Below are 17,064 nucleotides of genomic sequence, written 5' to 3'. Positions count from 1 at the left end.
CCAGCTTACATCTTGTAGCTGATCCGCGCGTATCCGAACTGGCCAGGCACGTCATAGGTCGTGGGATCGTAGTTCGGGCCGGTGCAGGTGTTGCACGCTGGCGGATCCTGGTTGAACACGTTGTTCACGCCGATCGTGAAGGCGGTGCGCCTGTCCAGGAAGGATGGCGTGAAGCTCAATTGTACGTCACCGTAGAAGGTGTTGCCCAGCTTGTTGCCGTCGCCTTCGACGACGCCGCGGATATAGCGGCCCGTGAAGGAGGCGGCGACGTCACCCAGCGACCAGTCGACCACCGCATTGCCCTTGAACTTGGGATAGGACTGATCAGGGAAGCCCCGCGTCGTTCCGCGATAGCTGGTCGTATCGAAGCCCGTCGCGCTGGGGAAAGTTTCCTTGTAGCGCAGCAGGAAGTTGCCATTGACCGCCAATCCGAACATGCCCGCGGAAGTCTCTGGCGTGCGATAGTTGAAAGTGACGTCAATGCCCTTCGTCTTGATGCTGCCGATGTTCTGCAGCACACCATTGATGCGAGCAATGTTGCCGCTGGCCACGCGGATCACCGAAGCGCAGCTCAGCGCGTCGCCGCTCAGAGCACAGCGCGACAGCGTCGTCTGCGGTGCGATGTTGGCGATCGCGTCGCTCACCTTGATGTCGTAATAGTTGACTTCGAGGCTAAGCAGGCTCGCAAAGCCGCCGTTGCGTGCCCATGATGGGCTGTAGACGCCACCGAACAGCCAGGTCTTCGATGTTTCCGGCTTCAGGTTGGTGTTGCCACCCGTCAGAACGCCAAGCTGGCCGCCGGTCGGCTCGGCATAACTTCCGCTTGCAGGAACGCCGTTAGCGATGCAGTTCGTGCGCACCGTCGCATTTCCTGCGAACAAACCGCCCGCAGCGCTGGTGCACGGATCATCGATCGGCGCGTCCGACCGCGATGCCGCGCCGAACAATTCACCGATACTGGGAGCCCGGAAACCTTCGGCATAGGAACCACGCAGCAGGAAGTCTGCAACGGGCTTCCACAATACGCTCCCGGTTAGCGACGTGTTACTGCCGCTGGTCGAGTAATTGGAATGGCGCACCGCGCCATCCAAGTCGAGCGAGTGGAAGAACGGCGTGTCCTTCAGCACGGGTACACGCAGCTCGGCATAGACTTCGTCGGAGTTATACTTGCCGCGCGCCGGCTGGGCCGGGATATCCGCACCCAAGCCTGCCGTGATGATGGCGTCCGGCGTGAACGTGCCGCGCTGGTAACGATGCTCGTAACCAATGGCGACGCCGACGGGGCCAGCGGGCAGATCAAACAGCTCGCCCGAAAGGTTCGCGGTATAGTCCTGCAGTTGCTGGCTGCTGCGATCCTTTTCGGTGAAGCCAACGAAGGCCAGCATCGCCGGTGTGACGGACCCTGCTCCGCCGAAGATGTTGAAGGGTACACACGGTCCGGTGCAGTTACCCACCGGTCCCAGTGCCTGCGCGAGGTTTGCGGCGTTGATGTTGCCGGTAAACGTCTGATGCGCATCGTTGAACCCGACGATTGCCGTCGCGTCCCAGTACCACTTGCGCTCACCGATATCGAACGATCCGTCCAGTCCTGCGGTGGCCGTCATTGTGTCGACGCGCTGGCTGTATGTACGCTGGCCTGCTTCGACCAGACGCCGGCGTACCGTTGAATAGGTCGCGGGCTGGCCGTTACCGCCTGCCGACAAGGTGTAACCGAACGGGTTGAACGGGTTGGTCGCATCGATCGAAATCGTGTCGAGCAGATTGCCGTTGCCAGCGTCCGGGCCGACGAACAGCGGCAGGAATGCGGCCTGGTTCTGCGAATTTCGGCGGTTGTAGACCAGCTTTGCGCGGAAGTTTACGCTGTCGCTCAATTCCTGCTTCGCGCTGATGAACGCGCCGTAGCGCTCAGAAGGCGTCAGGAAGTAGTTGAAGGGCGAGAAGTTGAAGCGATCCGCCGTCGTCAGCGCACGGAAGTCGCTGTTGGGCCCGGTCGGGTTCAATGGATCATAACGACCGCGACCATTAAGCGGAGGATTCTTCGGCGTGAGGACCGATCCGCTACCCAAATCAATAAAGCCGTTCACCGTCGCGCTCGAACAGCCACCGACCGGATCGGTACAGCTGGTCTGGCCGGGATTAGGGAATTGCGACGTCTTGCGATCGCGCGTCCGCACCGCTTCCTGCTTAACATAGCTGCCGCCGATGACGATGTGCGTCGTCGGACCATTGATGCCGTAGCTCAACTGATAGTCCTGCGTGTGGCCGTCACCCTGACGGAAGGTGCCGAACTGGGCAGAGGCCTGCAGGCCGTCCTGTTGTGACTTGGTGATGACGTTGACGACGCCCGCAAGCGCGTCCGAGCCGTACAGCGGCGACTGACCGGATTGCAGCACTTCGATGCGCTCGATCATGTTCGCGGGGATCGTATTCAGATCGACCGTCGAGGGGATACCGCTGCCGCTCGTGCCGTTTACGTAACGGACGCCGTCGACCAGCACCAAAGTGCGCTTGGCTTGCAGATAACGCAGCTCGATTTCCGCCGAACCCGCGCCAACGCCACCGCCGTCTGGCGGGTTGCCGATATTTCCGCTGTTGTTGACCTTCGAGTTGAGACCACCCGAAGCGCTGGGCAGCCGCTGCAGTACATCGGCCACTGCAGACAAGCCGGTGCGGGCTAGCGCCGTCTGGTCGATGGTGATGACCGGTGAATCCTGCTCAAGCGGGTTCTGGCGGATGCGCGATCCGGTAACGATGATCGCCTCGCCACCCTCTTCCGCCTGCGGCGCAACTGCGCCGATATCCTGCGCCATTGCCGCAGTTGCGAGTGCCAATACAGGCAAAACGGTACTGCACCGAAGTAAGGTCTTTAACATGAATTTAGCCCCCATCATTTTTGATATGGGGAGGTTTTGGGCGTCTGTTTCTAAGCTGGCAATCGTAATACTGCCTTGTCTACTGGTCTGATGTCACAATTCTGAATTATGTTGCGGCGGTGCAACATTTTACGCACTTCGCTTGAATGTATTCAGCAGCCGGATATTGATCGGTCGCCGGAATGACGGAAAAACGAAGCGTTACCTTCGATGCCATAAATACGGACAGCTGCATGCGCGGACGGAAGTTCACGCAATGTTTCGCTTGTACTTAATAGGAATGGCAAGACAGCAGCGCGGATGTGCTGAGCGCCATCGTTGTCGAGATTCAGTTGGCGGATAGCCAAAGCTTGCTTCATGAGATCATGTGATTTTTGCCCCTAACCAGCGCAAATTCTGTTTTGAATAAGCCTTCACGTCATGCGAGCGGCAAAAAAAATGGGCGACGGTACGCCGACAGCTATTTTCGTCCACAACTGATCGCCTGTCCAACAGTCGACCGGCAGCTATCGCCGTCTGTCCGCTGGAAAGCTGACAGTCTCAAGTCGGCCATTTTTGCAAGTTGCCGGGGGGATCAGAGCAGCGCCGCTGCTGCTTCACCGCTCGCCTTCAACCAGGGTTCGCTGGTCCGCTCGATCTCGATGAGGTCGTCCGGAAAGCCACGTGACTGGAAGCCGACCACGTCTTCGATCGTGCCATGCAACCACTGGTCATATTCATGCCGCATCAGCAGCACCGGCATGCGATCGTGTATCGGGCGGATTGCCTCATTGCAGTCGGTCATGAGGCCCGTGTAGACCGATCCCCACTCTATGCTCTCGCGCCAGAATCCTGCCCAGGCGAACACGGCCTCACCCTTCACCCGGAACCATGTCCGTGTCTTGCGGCCCTTCTCGCCTTCGGCTTCGGCAAAGGCAGTGACCGGGATCAGGCAGCGCCAGTGCGGCTTGGGCGCAATGCCGCGCCACATTGGCTTCGTTACATCAGCGACGTTGTTCACCGGCAGCGGCTTGATCGGCAAGCCAGTACGCTTGCTTTTCTGCGGTAGCGGAAATCCCCACGTCATCGACTGGAGGATACGCTCGCCAGCCTGCTCGCGTACCACCATGCCGGGCCAGCCGGGCACCGTCTCGTCCGCCGCGTTGAAGGGGGTCGGAATTTGCGCGCTGAACAAGGCGGCAATTTCCGCGGCAGGTTTCTTGGCCTGGTAAAGATTGCACACGCACCGTTAATGGCATGGCCCATGCAATCCGCCAAGGGCCGGATGACAGTGTTGGACAGCCAAAGGAAAGCTGGCGAAGGAGTGGGCTGCATAGAGTGCCGTCATTCTACGACACTCAACGATCGTGCAATGATCAATGGGTGCAAGATCTCACCAGGCAATCCGCCGCGCCGCCTCAAGACGAGGCGGTGCGGCAATGACATCAGGCAGAGGTCTAACTGCCATTCGATGGCGAACGTTCCGTATGCGACTGAAATGGAAGCTGCGTGTCAGTTGGATCGACTTTCGAAATCTTCACGTCTACTGGTCGGTCGGCCGATATATCACCTGCCTCTCCACCGAGGGGAAACAGGGATCGCTCTTCTTCTTCTTCTTCTTCTTGCAAAGCCACCTCCGCTTCGCGCTTGCTGCTGGCCGCCATCGCGCCATTCAATCTAAGCTCTTCGAGGTGCCCCATTAGCCTTTCGTTACGACGTTGCGCTGCTTTGAGATCCTCATCAAGCTTGGCCGTCCTGAGCCATTCCAGTTTGAGATCGTTTTCCGTTTTACATAATTGCTCGATGATGTCGGCGTTTTCTTCCTCGGCCTGCTCAGCGCGCTGCCGGTCTACCGCAATGCTCGACTGGGCAAGCCCATGATAGTATTGTGCGACTGCGTCAGTCGACCGCCTGAATATGGCCAACAATGTCTCGTTCGACTGCTTGAGCCCCTCCTGAAATGTATTTTCTGCTTCAGGCGGCACATAGATGTGCGACGAGCCAGCAATTTGTGCCTGCCGCTTCCTCCAGTCTGCAAGCATCTCATAGAGCTTACCGCCCGCGCTGCAGCCAAGCCTCTTCGCCACTTGATAGCCCTTGACTTTGGCTGGCGTACAAGCTTCCTCTGATTGTATTGCGGCTGCGGCCGCATCCACCATTTTCTGGGTAATCTTTATCTCGTTCGTGTTCATCGTCATTCTCGCTTCTGCGGCGGGCGAGCGACACGCGCGATATCGCGCGATGTCTGGCGATATCGCGCGATATCGCTACTGTCGTTGTCCAACGCCCGCATTTCAGTAATGCATGCAGCTCATGGGCTCACACGCACAATTCTGCGGTAATGATCTGAAGTTAGGGAGCGTCCCAATGTGCAGGGGGGTGGCTCAGATGCCGGAGCGCCGTGTACATCACGTGACCAGCATCATGTACCAGATCGCGGGTCCGTATAAACAAGTCGATCAAAATGCCGAGTGCCAACAAACCGAGTAGAGTGGTTGCAAGATGGCGAATTCGTCCCCACACGCCCTTGCGCCGCTCTTCCTCTGCTTTGATTAGTCGATAGACGATGAGCAACACCTTCCCCATCGGGGTAATCTTATTGTCTTGGAGCATCTTTTCTGCAAGCGCTTGGCTGTTGATCAAAGATTCAGGTTCCACAAAATCAAATATAGAGCGAAACCGGGTCTTCGACAAGTCACATCAGATAAATTATCTTGTAGGAGCCACTATATCGCTAATAGAACAGCGCCTCCACTTGTGCAGCAATAAGTTTTTGTCGTGAGAGTGAATAATCGACTATCATAATTGTGTCACAAAATTCAGCCAGTTGGCAATGCCATTGGTGCGTTATCATACCGTGCCACACCAAGTCACTTCTGCGTCTTTCAAGGCCGGCGTAGAAAAATTTATGTGCATCGGAATGGCGGATTTGCGCCACTGTTGCTTGGTACGTCGCGGTCGGGCGACTTGACGAACGCCTCGCGCAATAAGAACATAAGAGGAACGTAACGCCACTTCTGAGTCTTGACCTGTCATGCGCCAATCCACCGTCATCGATACTCTGCGTGGCCATATCGCCGCGATCGAAGGCGTGGCGGCACGGCATGCAGTTCTGCCGTTCGGCGTTGATACGATAGATCAGCGCCTGCCGGGCGGCGGCATTGCAGCGGGCGCGCTGCATGAGATCGCAGGCAGCGTCGATCTGGCCGATGATGCCAGTGCCACGATCTTCCTGGGGGGCATGCTGGCGAGGATGGAGGGGCCAGTATTCTGGTGCCTGCGCTGGCGCGACCTGTTCGCTCCGTCCCTGCATCTGGCCGGATTGCACCCGGACCGGGTCGTCTATGTCGAGGCTGGCAGCGACACCAATGTCCTGCTCGCCATGGAAGAATGCCTGCGCCACGCCGGCATTGCTGCTGTCGTCGGCGAAGTCAGCCGCTATTCGACGACGGCATCAAAGCGGCTGCAACTCGCCGCCGAAGCCTCGGGCGTGACGGCGTTCGTATTCCGCCGCGCCTCCATGCCCGCGGCGCTGGCAGAGGGCACGGCGGCTGCGACGCGCTGGCGCATTACCGCGCATCCAAGTGCACCGCTGGGTATCCCAAGCCTCGGCCGACCACGCTGGCATGTCGCGCTGGAACGCGTGCGCGGTGGCACACCGTACAGCTGGATCGTGGAGGGGGCTGATGCGCAGGGTCGTATCGCTCTTCCTGCCGCACTGGTCGACAGACCGGCTGCGGCGGAAGACCGCCAAGTCGCCGCCTGAAGCGGGAAAGCCACAGCTGCCGCTGGTAACAGCAATGCCCGACCACGGGCGGCGCATCATCGCGTCGGTCGATCAGGCAGCGCGCAGGCTTGGCATCATGCCCGGCATGACGATCACGCGGGCGCGGATGCTTAGCCCGGACCTGCACATCGTCGATGCCGATCCGGACGCCGATTGGGAAGGGCTGCGTCGCCTCACCCTATGGGCAGGGACACGCTATTCGCCGATTGTCTCACCCGATCCGCCGGACGGCATCTGGATCGACATCACTGGCTGCGCACAGCGGTTCGACAATGAGCGCGCATTGCTCAAGGATCTGCACCGGCGTGTCGCTGCCAATGGGCTTGGCGTACAGATCGCGGTTGCCGACACGGCAGGATGCGCGCACGCAGTCGCGCGGCATGTGCCCTCCGGCAGGCCGACGACCATCCTGCCCGGCGAGCATCGCAACGCGATGGCATTACTGCCCATCTCGGGCCTCCGATTGGATGCCGTGACCGTTGATGGACTACGCAAGCTGGGTTTCGAGCGCGTCGAGCAGATCATCGCCACCCCGCGTGGACCGCTCGCCAAAAAGGTTCGGACGCAATCTGCACCGCCGGCTGGATCAGGCGCTGGGCTTTGTACCCGAACCACTGCAGCCGATCTTTCCCGATCATCTGCCGAGCAGCCGCCGTGACTTCATGGAGCCTTTGTCGACGGCAGAAGCCTTTACGCAGGTGATGGGTGACCTTACCGCGGAGATAGTCGAGCATCTTGGGCATATCGGTCAGGGCGCGCGCCGGCTCGACTGCTACTTCCATCGTGTTGACGGACAGATACAGGCGGTCCGCGTTGGCACCGCCGTGCCGTCGCGCGACGGGCAGCATCTTGCAAAACTGCTATCGGCACGAATCGAGACGGTAGATCCCGGGCTTGGTATCGAAGCCATGACACTGGTCGCGTCGCTGATCGAGCCATTGCGGCCAAGCCAAGGCGAAAGTCTGCAGAGCCTCGTCCAAGGTGGGCCGGACCTTGCGGCGCTGGTCGACACCCTCGCCAACCGCTTCGGCCAGCGCAGTCTGTACCGGTTAACGCCGCAGGCCAGTGCCATGCCCGAGCGATCGGTCGCCATGGCGCCGGCGGCTGGCGCGCCACACGATGTCGCCTGGGACGACACACTGCCACGCCCGTGCCGGATGCTGCATCCGCCCCAGCCGGTGGACGTGATGGCGATGCTGCCCGACCATCCTCCTGCGATGTTCGTCTGGAGGGGCAAGCGCTTCAAGGTCACGCAGGCCGATGGTCCCGAGCGGCTGCACGGCGAGTGGTGGCGCGAGCGGGGCCATGAAGCGCAACAGCCCTTTGCCGTGCGCGATTATTATCAGGTCGAGACCGAAACCGGCGGCCGTTATTGGCTATTTCGCATGGGCGACGGGACAAATCCCGCCACGGGCCCGATGCGCTGGTTCATCCACGGAGCCTTTGCATGATCCATCGTGGATCACGCCGCAGTTCTTGTCGTCGCAGCGCATGATGAGCGGTGCAGCATCGTCCTATGTCGAATTGCAGGTGACGACGCATTTCAGCTTCCTGCGCGGTGCGTCCTCGCCGGAGGAACTGTTCTCCGCCGCCGCGCTGCTGGGACTGCCGGCGCTGGGGGTGGTGGACCGCAGCAGTGTCGCCGGAATCGTCCGCGCATGGGATGCGCAGCGCGCCACCGGCGTGCGTTCGATTGTCGGCTGCCGGTTGGATCTCATCGACGGCACCGCGCTGCTGATCTATCCGACCGACCGCGCCGCTTATGGCCGGATGTGCCGATTGCTTACCATCGGCAAAGAGCGGGCAGGGAAAGGCGCGTGCCACCTCGATTGGGCAGCGCTGGAGGCCTGGCAGGAGGGACTGCTCGCCATGCTTGTCCCAGATCGTGCGGACACGGTCACGCAGGCGGCGCTTGTACGCCTGTCCCGCATGTTCGGGGATCGCGCGTATATGGCGCTGACGCTGCGCCGCCGACCGCGCGATGCTATTCGGTTGCGCGATCTTGCCATCATGGCTGCTGCCGCCAGCGTACCGACCGTTGCGACGGGCGACGTGCTTTATCATTCCCCTGATCGCCGCTTACTGCACGACGTCGTGACCTGCATCCGCGAGAAATGCACGATCGATGCACTGGGTAATCGCCGCGAGCAGTTTGCAGACCGGCATCTGAAAAGCGGCGAAGAGATGGAGCGGCTGTTCCCCCGCTATTTGAAGGACACCGGCCCTGTTGCCCGCAGCGCCGAACTGGCAGCGCGCTGCACCTTCAGCCTCGACGAATTGCGCTATCAATATCCGGACGAGATTCGCGTGCCCGGTCGCACGCCGCAGCAGGAACTCGTACGGCTCACTTGGGAGAAAGCGCCGGAACGCTATCCAGACGGCATCGACAAGCCGGTCCGCGATCAACTGACCCATGAACTCAAACTGATCGCGCAGCTGGATTATGCGCCTTACTTTCTGACCGTTCATTCCATCGTCGCCTTTGCCCGCTCACGCGGTATATTGTGCCAGGGGCGCGGCTCTGCCGCCAACTCGGCCGTCTGCTATGTGCTCGGCATTACCTCAATCGACCCGGTGCGATCCGAACTGCTCTTCGAGCGATTCGTGTCGGCCGAGCGACGCGAGCCGCCGGACATCGATGTCGATTTTGAGCATGAGCGGCGCGAGGAAGTGATCCAGTGGATCTACGAAACCTATGGTCGCACCCGTTCGGCGCTGACCGCCGTCGTCACCCGCTACCGCGCCCGTGGCGCGGTGCGCGAAGTTGGCAAGGTTCTGGGTCTCTCCGAAGATATGACCGCAGGTCTTGCTTCATCGGTATGGGGCTGGAGTCGCGAAGGGGTCGAAGAACGCCATGCGCAGGAACTGAACCTTGATCTCGCCGACCGCCGCCTGGCACTGACGCTGGAATTAGCCAAGACGCTGATCAATACGCCGCGGCATCTGTCGCAGCATCCCGGCGGCTTCGTGCTGACCCGCGACCGGCTCGACGAACTGGTGCCGATCGAACCCGCCGCGATGGACGATCGGCAGGTGATCGAGTGGGACAAGGACGACATCGACGCCCTGGGCTTCATGAAGGTCGATGTGCTGGCGCTGGGCATGCTCTCCTGCATGCGGCGGGCTTTCGAGTTTCTGGAAAGCGCCAAGGGGATACGCCATGATCTTTCGACGATCCCCGCCGAAGATCCCGCCACCTACGCGATGATCCGCAAGGCAGACACGCTGGGCGTGTTCCAGATCGAGAGCCGCGCGCAGATGGCGTCGATCCCGCTGATGGCGCCACGCACCTTCTACGACTTGGTCATCCAGGTGGCGATCGTGCGTCCTGGACCGATACAGGGCGAGATGGTCCATCCCTATCGCCGCCGTCGCAATGGCGAGGAGGAAGTGACTTATCCCACCGAAGAACTGCGCCGGGTGCTGGAGAAGACGCTGGGCGTGCCGCTGTTTCAGGAACAGGCCATGCGGGTCGCGATCGAATGCGCGGGGTTTACTGCCAGTGAAGCCGATCTACTTCGCAGGGCAATGGCGACGTTCAAGCTGACCGGCGGCGTCAGCCATTTTCGTGACAAGCTGATCGATGGGATGGTGAAGCGCGGCTACGATCATGACTTCGCCGAGAAGACCTTTCGCCAAATTGAGGGCTTTGGCTCCTATGGCTTTCCGGAGAGCCATGCTGCCAGCTTTGCGCTAATCGCCTACGCCAGCAGCTGGATGAAGTGCCACCATCCGGACGCCTTCTGCGCCGCGCTGCTGAACGCGCAGCCAATGGGCTTCTATGCGCCCGCGCAGATCGTGCGCGATGCGCGCCGGCATGGCGTTGAGATACGCCCCATCGATGTCAACCACAGCCGCTGGGATTGCACGCTCGAAAACGCTCGCGGTCGCTACAAGGCGGTGCGGCTGGGCTTGCGCATGGTGCGCGACTTGTCCAACGGCGATGCCGCTGCGATCGTCGCGGCACGGGGTGACCAGCCCTACACCAGTGTCGAGGAGCTCCAGCGCCGCGCAAATGTTGGGCGCGGCGCGCTCGATCGTATCGGCGAAGCCGACGGCTTTGGATCGCTCGATCTCTCCCGGCGCGCAAGCCTGTGGGGCGTCCAAGGCTTGGGCAACGCCGCGCTCCCGCTTTTTGCCGCGGCGGACGAGCGCGAAGGCAAATTACGCGCCGAAGCCATCGAACCGCAGGTGCATCTTACGCCCATGGCCGAAGGGGCCGAAGTCGTGGAGGATTATCGTGCCTCCGGCCTGTCGCTGCGCGCCCATCCGCTGGCGTTCCTTAGGGAAGAACTCAAAGCCCGCAACATGATCCGCTGCGCTGACTTGCAGTCGATCAGGGACGGCCGATGGATCAACCTGGCCGGACTGGTGCTGGTCCGCCAGAAGCCGGGTTCCGCCAAGGGCGTCATGTTCATCACGCTGGAAGACGAGAGTGATGTCGCCAATCTGGTCGTCTGGACCACGGTGTTCGAGAAGAACCGTCGCACCGTGCTCGGCGCATCCATGATGGGCGTGCGCGGCCAGGTGCAGCGCGAAGGGGAAGTGATCCATGTCATCGCCCAGCGGCTGGAAGACATGTCCTCCATGCTTGCGAGCGTTGGCAGCCGAAGCGATGTTGCCGACATCTACCGCGTCGGTCGCGCCGACGTAGTCAAGAGCGGCCTGGCGCCTGACTCGCGTGATCCGGTCGAGAAGCCGCTGGGACGTCCGATCCGGGAGATTTACATTCCTGATTTTCGACTGGGATCGGGCATCGTGCCGGGCCAGCAGACTGAAGGCATCAAGATCAAGCCGCGGGACTTTAGGTAGTCGGACGGAGGTGACGCGATCGGCATTTATGCTTTTTGTTCTCGTTGCGACGATGTCGAAGTTGCGATGGCCGACATTGTGAACCTAGCCGACTGACTGGTTCCAGAACGGAATCAGGAAGCGTGACCCTTAATGACGCGCCTATAGCTTTTCTCCAGGTTCATCAGTGCGATGCGGCACGCTGGAAGAAAGCAATCTTTGACACCACCTGATCGCTCTCGCCCTCCACTGCTCGAGCCGGCGGGTCAGGTGACGTCCCGCAAATCAACGCTGCCTGTGATTGCCGCACGGGTCACTTCTCAGCAGCAATCAACAGGTGCCGCAGCGCAGCGCCCTTAACGGATTCCCCGCGGGCGAATTTTGCAACTCACTGCCGCAAGGAAGCCTCGAAGCCGGGCTTTCTGATTGGTCTGACGCGCGATCCTGTCCCCGAAACGTCCGTCGAGGGTAAGGACGTAGTCGCCTGATCGGAAACGCAGTTCGCCCGTCATATCGGCCAGCTTCTCGAAAATAGGACGAAAGCCGTTACCATGACCGGTGTCGCGGGTGAAGCGCGATACGCCCGCCTCCACCATCGCCTGGAGCGCCTCGCCATGATCGCTTAGCATCGCATTTTCAGGATTTTGGGTGAGGCTGTCCAATACTCCTATCCCATGGTCCGCAACCACAAACTCGAATTCCCCCTTGCCGGCGGAGAATAGCGCCGCGGCCGAACGCGGATCTTGCGAATGATCAACTACATTCCCGACCAGCTCGCCCAACGCGGCCACAAGCATGCCCGCCTGTGCTCCGAAGCCCGCATTTTTTGCCGCCTTGTGCGCGTCGATCTTGAAACTTGACAGAACATCTTCTTTTTCAAGTCCGTCGCCGGTCACCAGGCCCTGACGGGCATCTCGGGCTAGCCAGTGCCTTGGCTTTGCGAGAAAGGCGTCCAACAGCGGCTCAAGAGAACCGTCGCTGAGCCAGCTTTCCTGCCGAATTTGGTGCAGCTTCTCGGCCGAAGCAAGATTTACGACCTCAACAAGCGGCCCGATTGCAAGCGCGCGATAGAACCGCCCTGACATGTTGGGCGGCTGTCCACGCTGCCAGGATCTGCCAAGACCATCAACGACGCCATAATCGAAATGTGGGGTGAGAAGATCAGGCTGCAAGTTTGACGTTCGGCATGTTGGACGCGAACCAGAGTTTGGACACGCGAATATTCTCCTCAAGCAGTTCGTCCACCGGCTGTCCTGTGGTGGTGCGCCGATCATCCCATCGGCGCTGCCCTTGCTCATCAAGGAAGGCGATTTGACGGTGCTGCGCTTTCTCGAAAGGCGAACTGTCGATGAAGCTCACATCGAAATTTTCGGACAACAATCCGCTCACTAGGGACCCGCCGCGAAGGAGCAGGCCTAGGCGCCGTGACGACGCCTGCGACAATTCAGCGAGCCATCTCGTATGCTGCATCATGCGACTAGGATTGCGGGCTCCGGTGGTGAACTCATAGGCTATGTGGGTGACCTCGGGATGGTCGGATATATAATCGCCCCATCGCGCGAAGTCTGTTTCCGTCCGACCATTCACATGGAGTGCCGCCGGCTGCCCTTCGGACACAAGTTCGTGGTAGGCGAGCACGATACGGCGCATCGAATGGAGATCATCCCAGCGCGGGCGATCCACGATCAGGCTGAAATTAGGAGTGGTAACCATCGTGATACCAAGGCGTCGCAGGTTTCCGATCGCCTTGATCCGCCCTAACTGCTCCAATCTCCACCACTTCTCGACCTCGCGGTCCTGCGCAACGCCGGAGAGCAGTATTCGGGTGGTCGCTTCCAGCTTGAAGGCCTCTCGGACCGATTGCGCATCTTCAAAACGACAATCGCCATTGCGGTCAAAGAAGCGGTACAAAGGTATTGCGATCGTCGGCGCGTCCACCGTCTTCTCCAGCGCGCTTCCATGAAAGAACATGGGAACATAGGAAGGGAGCAGATCTACTGGCAGGAGCGGCCCGCGCGGAGTGTCGAGGGGCAGTCCCTTTACCTCCCGGACCCGGTCTGCATAAATGTAGGCGTCGGGGCAGACGATCTGGCAAGTGGCAGGGCTGCCGCAGCAATGGTCCAGGCAGCTGAAGCTTGCTCCATCTATCGTCTGGCCGCCGCAAATGGCCTTTTCAGGACAGCCGAGGCACCCCAATGACATGGCCGCGTCGGGTTTGCTCCAGAGACGTTTGAAAGCACGTTGTTCGCGGGACATCTTCATTTCGCCTTTTAGTGGATGGTGACCTCAAAAATTCCGCTGATCGGATCGGAAGCGACGACGCTCGCGCGGGCTATGTTGCAGCCCTGTTCGATTGAAAGACGTAGATTTTTCGTGGGGTTGGAGACGAGAAGGACGGGCGACGTTCCGCGCCGTCCCACCAACTGGCTGCCTTCCATGCGAACCGAAAAGGATTCACCTACAGAAACGGTCGCACTGCCGATGGCTTCTGCTTCGTAGCGGCTGGGAGCGCGATCGGCCCCACGGGCAAACAGATCGGGCGTATTGGCTGCAACCGCAGCATTGTCCCAACATTTCTCGAACGACCGCTTTGCCTTTGCCTTAAAGTCAGCTCCCATTTTCACCTCCTGCAAATATAGGTTTGTAGGTCTTGGTGCGCCCCTGCGCCTGCTCGCTAATCAGGCCAAGAGACGACAATGACGAAAGGCGATTATTCCACGCTGTAACTTTGACGTCGCTCTTTTCTGTTTCCATTAGGCGAGTCGCAGTCGTCTCACCATGACGGTTCACAAGATCGAAAGTAAGCTGCTGCATGGGATCAAGCGTCCCGATCCGACGGCAGCTAATAACTCCGCCATCCAACCCGAGCGTGCAAAGCATCAGGACATCGCCACGCGGCTGCACTACTTCCACAAGATCATCGATGACGTCCGTAACGGCGTTGGCGATTGCCGGATAATAGTTTGATTTCCGGCTGCGTACGAACGTCCGGAATGCAATGACCGATTCCCGAAGGAAACTTGCGGTTGCAATTTGGACGCCGCTGAAATCCAGGAAAAGAGCCTCAGGCTTGGCAGGCTCCTCCGGTAGTGTTTCAACCAGCTTGGCGTAGAGCTGTCGGCCGCTGGGAGCGCCCGAAAGGATGTCACCACCAGCCAATTTCGCAATGTCCAGAATCACAACAACCTCAATCTCATGTTATATACGTGAGATATATGATTTGGATGATGGACGCAAGCTGCGATCTTAAATGCCGTTATTCCTTTAATTGCCCCGACTACTTCGGGCGTTGCGGAAGCAACGTCATCGGAACTTCGCAGCACCCCGGTCCGGCGTCGATCGGGATGGCTTCATGCGATATCGCGCGTCCAAAGCTGTTTGCGACGTCTGCGCGCTCCAGCTGGGCTGCTTTCCGGACCAGCCTGGCCGCAAGATCCTACATTCATTCCATTCAAGCGACCGTGATCGGGCTTGTGATCCCGCGCTGACTTACGCCTACGTCCTCACGCAGGAATCCAAAGAAGGTCGAGATGCTGTCTGCGCGCCTCATCCAACTTAAAAAAGAGAATGTCGCAGGTGATGTCGCCGGAATGCGGCTATGCTTTCCAATTAAGAGCACTGTGCGCAATTCCTGAGTGCGTGTGTAGCAGCACGATTTCGGTGGGATGACAGCGGAACAAACCTACTTATGCAGGCCTCGCGTCGATCCCTTATCCAAATGGTCGTTCGCCGAGGGGGCGGATCGTTGTCAATCCCGTGCGGATCGACTGTTTCGGCCAATTCGGCCAAGAAGGCCGAGAAAAGCACTCCGACCGCAAACCGGTGCCTGACGTTACCTCACGACCACAGTGCTAATCTGGATCGGCAGATCCTCGGCACAGAGGTGCGACGGAATGCGGGCAGAAGGCCTAAAACGAGCGACTTGGCAAAAAGCGCCGATCAAGATATAAGGACGACTGGCGCTCCCTCCGCTTGCCGGGAGAGTTGCCGGCCAGATGTGTGCAGGAAACCACGGCGTGCCCGGGTCCTTGGCCAAACATCTGGTGCTAGGTCAAGGGCCCGGCGCACGCCGACGAGTGGATTCTCCCTATGTCGATAACCCATGCTACTTCCGTGGCCGCCAGTCGCCCGGAAGAGACGGTGACACAATGGCCGCAGGCCGTGTCACTCACGATTGGACGGGACGACAGGATGTCGCCCGCTGAGCAGGCTGAGACCAAGCCGATGTCGATCACCCCCCATGCACGGGAAGAGTCGCTCGGACGATGGCCAGGAAGGTGGAGCACGTGCTCCGCCGTGCATGAGGCATGTCGCCAAGGGCGACACTCTCCTCGCGCGCGCCATAATTTCGCCCAGCCGAACATCACCGGTTTCCAGTTGGCGAAACGGGATGCGGCGCGTCTTCAAGAAACTCGGCGTGCCTATCTCATTTGCGCCATTTCACTTTGCGGAACCGACCGCAAATGCTTGTCACCCGAGCATCCGCACCTTGCGAGCCGGACCGGCACTCATCAATAGCAGGAGACGATCATGACTTTGTACTCACCTGATCTGTCAACGATACCTGCGGACCCGGTGGCTGCGTGCCACTTTGCCATTGAGCACGGCCGCCAGCTCGCGCTGGACGACCTGAATGCGCGCCGTGACCAAGACGCCGGAACCTATGCCCTCGCTGCGGCAAACTATGTCTATGCGACGCTGATGCCATTCGCCGGCAAGCATATGTTGGCGAAGATAGCCGACAACCCCACCATGGCTGGATCGCCAGTCCTCACTGCTGCTTACTTCAGGGAGCACAAACTCCAGCTTGAAGGATTAAAAGATCGCTTGAGCTATGTATGGTGCGACTGGGCCTGCTACATGCAGGACATCGCCGTCGGTATCGCTGACGTTGCTGACGAGTTGTTCCGGGCCGAGGGGGACGGTCGCGGACACCCCGGTTCGTCCGTTCGAGAGTTCCTGTTTCAGTACGTTCATGCGATGCCGGAGCACAACTACACCAGTGTCACGTCGCCAGTCACACGCCCGGTTAGCCTGTCCATTTGTATCGCGGAGCACACGTTCGCCTCCGAAGCAGGTGGCGACGCCGTCGAAGATGCGGTGCCCGTCATGTGTCCCGTTGACGCACCCCGACCGGCCGCGCTGTCCGCCATAGGGACGGAAAAGCCTGTCACGACTGCGGGTCTGATCGACCAGTGGCTGGGCGCTAAGGGTAGCCTCAGCAGATCGGAGCGATCCCGGCGGGGCAGTTCGGCGAGACTGTTCCTTGAAGCGTTTGGCTTGAACGGGGCAACAGCTGATCGCCTCGCCGAGATTGGCCGCAACGGCGCTGAACAGTTCATCAAACATGCCCTTGCGGTACCGCTCGCCGAACGAGGGGAGCGCGCGCGCATCGCGCATATCAAGAGCTTCATCGCCTATGCGCAGAGCATGCACATCGCGGTGCCCGACCAGGACTGGACCCATGTGCACAATTGAAGCGGCCCAGTACGAGTTTCCCGAGAAGAGAAACATGCACAAACAGAAGCCAATAATTGTTCAATACCTGATTTCGTCTGCCGGGCAGACGAAATCGTGGGGCCGGTCTTCGACCGGCGGCTTTGTGCTTCGCGTTAGGCCTTCCTGTGGAATGCG

Annotated in this window: 14 protein-coding genes; 5 read left to right on the top strand and 9 right to left on the bottom strand. The window is 59.9% G+C overall.

What is annotated here, in order from left to right; translation table 11 throughout:
* Nucleotides 1-5: 5 nt before the first annotated feature.
* The 5 genes from QMG56_RS04380 to QMG56_RS04360 form a co-directional block, all read right to left on the bottom strand.
* On the bottom strand, nt 6-2,831 hold the full coding sequence (locus tag QMG56_RS04380; protein WP_309298538.1) for a TonB-dependent receptor domain-containing protein: 2,826 nt from the start codon (nt 2,829-2,831) through the stop codon (nt 6-8).
* A 194-nt stretch (nt 2,832-3,025) separates the two neighbouring features.
* Nucleotides 3,026-3,232 carry a hypothetical protein gene (locus tag QMG56_RS04375; protein WP_281821364.1) on the bottom strand — a complete coding sequence of 69 codons (207 nt, stop codon included), beginning with the start codon at nt 3,230-3,232 and terminating at the stop codon, nt 3,026-3,028.
* Nucleotides 3,233-3,447: 215 nt separating this feature from the next.
* A complete protein-coding gene (locus QMG56_RS04370; protein WP_281821363.1) occupies nt 3,448-4,095 on the bottom strand; it encodes an SOS response-associated peptidase in 648 nt (215 codons plus the stop codon).
* Nucleotides 4,096-4,309: 214 nt separating this feature from the next.
* Nucleotides 4,310-5,050 carry a hypothetical protein gene (locus tag QMG56_RS04365; protein ID WP_281821362.1) on the bottom strand — a complete coding sequence of 247 codons (741 nt, stop codon included), beginning with the start codon at nt 5,048-5,050 and terminating at the stop codon, nt 4,310-4,312.
* A gap of 154 nt (nt 5,051-5,204) precedes the next feature.
* Nucleotides 5,205-5,510 (bottom strand): hypothetical protein, encoded by a 306-nt coding sequence (locus QMG56_RS04360; RefSeq protein WP_281821361.1) that lies wholly within the window; start codon nt 5,508-5,510, stop codon nt 5,205-5,207.
* Nucleotides 5,511-5,886: 376 nt separating this feature from the next.
* Between QMG56_RS04360 and QMG56_RS04355 the strand changes: the two genes are divergently transcribed.
* The 4 genes from QMG56_RS04355 to QMG56_RS04340 are packed head-to-tail and all read left to right on the top strand — an operon-like array spanning nt 5,887 to nt 11,451.
* The gene (locus QMG56_RS04355) at nt 5,887-6,618 is read left to right on the top strand and encodes an ImuA family protein (RefSeq protein ID WP_281821360.1); all 732 of its coding nucleotides are present in this window, start codon (nt 5,887-5,889) and stop codon (nt 6,616-6,618) included.
* Nucleotides 6,539-7,297 carry a DNA polymerase Y family protein gene (locus tag QMG56_RS04350; protein WP_281821359.1) on the top strand — a complete coding sequence of 253 codons (759 nt, stop codon included), beginning with the start codon at nt 6,539-6,541 and terminating at the stop codon, nt 7,295-7,297. The genes QMG56_RS04355 and QMG56_RS04350 overlap by 80 nt, the downstream gene beginning before the upstream one ends.
* A 4-nt stretch (nt 7,298-7,301) precedes the next feature.
* Nucleotides 7,302-8,090 (top strand): DUF6504 family protein, encoded by a 789-nt coding sequence (locus QMG56_RS23330; protein ID WP_309298539.1) that lies wholly within the window; start codon nt 7,302-7,304, stop codon nt 8,088-8,090.
* A 43-nt stretch (nt 8,091-8,133) separates the two neighbouring features.
* The gene (locus tag QMG56_RS04340) at nt 8,134-11,451 is read left to right on the top strand and encodes an error-prone DNA polymerase (RefSeq protein ID WP_281821466.1); all 3,318 of its coding nucleotides are present in this window, start codon (nt 8,134-8,136) and stop codon (nt 11,449-11,451) included.
* A gap of 335 nt (nt 11,452-11,786) precedes the next feature.
* Here QMG56_RS04340 and QMG56_RS04335 read toward each other — a convergent pair whose 3' ends face one another.
* The 4 genes from QMG56_RS04335 to QMG56_RS04320 all read right to left on the bottom strand — a co-directional run bounded on the left by QMG56_RS04335 (nt 11,787) and on the right by QMG56_RS04320 (nt 14,610).
* Nucleotides 11,787-12,515, bottom strand: coding sequence for a hypothetical protein (locus tag QMG56_RS04335; protein ID WP_281821358.1), 729 nt, complete (start codon nt 12,513-12,515; stop codon nt 11,787-11,789).
* Between the two features lie 76 nt (nt 12,516-12,591).
* Nucleotides 12,592-13,686: a hypothetical protein gene (locus tag QMG56_RS04330; protein WP_281821357.1), complete on the bottom strand. Its 1,095-nt coding sequence runs from the start codon at nt 13,684-13,686 to the stop codon at nt 12,592-12,594.
* A gap of 14 nt (nt 13,687-13,700) precedes the next feature.
* Nucleotides 13,701-14,048 carry a hypothetical protein gene (locus QMG56_RS04325; protein ID WP_281821356.1) on the bottom strand — a complete coding sequence of 116 codons (348 nt, stop codon included), beginning with the start codon at nt 14,046-14,048 and terminating at the stop codon, nt 13,701-13,703.
* Nucleotides 14,038-14,610 (bottom strand): hypothetical protein, encoded by a 573-nt coding sequence (locus tag QMG56_RS04320; protein ID WP_281821354.1) that lies wholly within the window; start codon nt 14,608-14,610, stop codon nt 14,038-14,040. Before QMG56_RS04320 ends, QMG56_RS04325 begins: the two co-directional genes overlap by 11 nt.
* Before the next feature lie 1,350 nt (nt 14,611-15,960).
* Here QMG56_RS04320 and QMG56_RS04315 point away from each other — a divergent pair.
* Nucleotides 15,961-16,908 carry a hypothetical protein gene (locus tag QMG56_RS04315; RefSeq protein ID WP_281821353.1) on the top strand — a complete coding sequence of 316 codons (948 nt, stop codon included), beginning with the start codon at nt 15,961-15,963 and terminating at the stop codon, nt 16,906-16,908.
* Nucleotides 16,909-17,064: the final 156 nt, after the last annotated feature.

Source organism: Sphingobium sp. BS19, from assembly GCF_027925545.1.
In the GTDB taxonomy this organism is placed as follows: domain Bacteria; phylum Pseudomonadota; class Alphaproteobacteria; order Sphingomonadales; family Sphingomonadaceae; genus Sphingobium.
This window is presented reverse-complemented; position numbering and strand designations above follow the sequence as displayed.

Bases quoted from the DNA above. Each gene is read 5' to 3' on its own strand.
- QMG56_RS04335 (WP_281821358.1), bottom strand. From the start codon at position 12,515: ATGTCAGGGCGGTTCTATCGCGCGCTTGCAATCGGGCCGCTTGTTGAG.
- QMG56_RS04365 (WP_281821362.1), bottom strand. From the start codon at position 5,050: ATGACGATGAACACGAACGAGATAAAGATTACCCAGAAAATGGTGGAT.
- QMG56_RS23330 (WP_309298539.1), top strand. From the start codon at position 7,302: ATGGAGCCTTTGTCGACGGCAGAAGCCTTTACGCAGGTGATGGGTGAC.
- QMG56_RS04355 (WP_281821360.1), top strand. From the start codon at position 5,887: ATGCGCCAATCCACCGTCATCGATACTCTGCGTGGCCATATCGCCGCG.
- QMG56_RS04330 (WP_281821357.1), bottom strand. From the start codon at position 13,686: ATGTCCCGCGAACAACGTGCTTTCAAACGTCTCTGGAGCAAACCCGAC.
- QMG56_RS04340 (WP_281821466.1), top strand. From the start codon at position 8,134: ATGAGCGGTGCAGCATCGTCCTATGTCGAATTGCAGGTGACGACGCAT.
- QMG56_RS04350 (WP_281821359.1), top strand. From the start codon at position 6,539: ATGCGCAGGGTCGTATCGCTCTTCCTGCCGCACTGGTCGACAGACCGG.
- QMG56_RS04315 (WP_281821353.1), top strand. From the start codon at position 15,961: ATGACTTTGTACTCACCTGATCTGTCAACGATACCTGCGGACCCGGTG.
- QMG56_RS04375 (WP_281821364.1), bottom strand. From the start codon at position 3,232: ATGAAGCAAGCTTTGGCTATCCGCCAACTGAATCTCGACAACGATGGC.
- QMG56_RS04325 (WP_281821356.1), bottom strand. From the start codon at position 14,048: ATGGGAGCTGACTTTAAGGCAAAGGCAAAGCGGTCGTTCGAGAAATGT.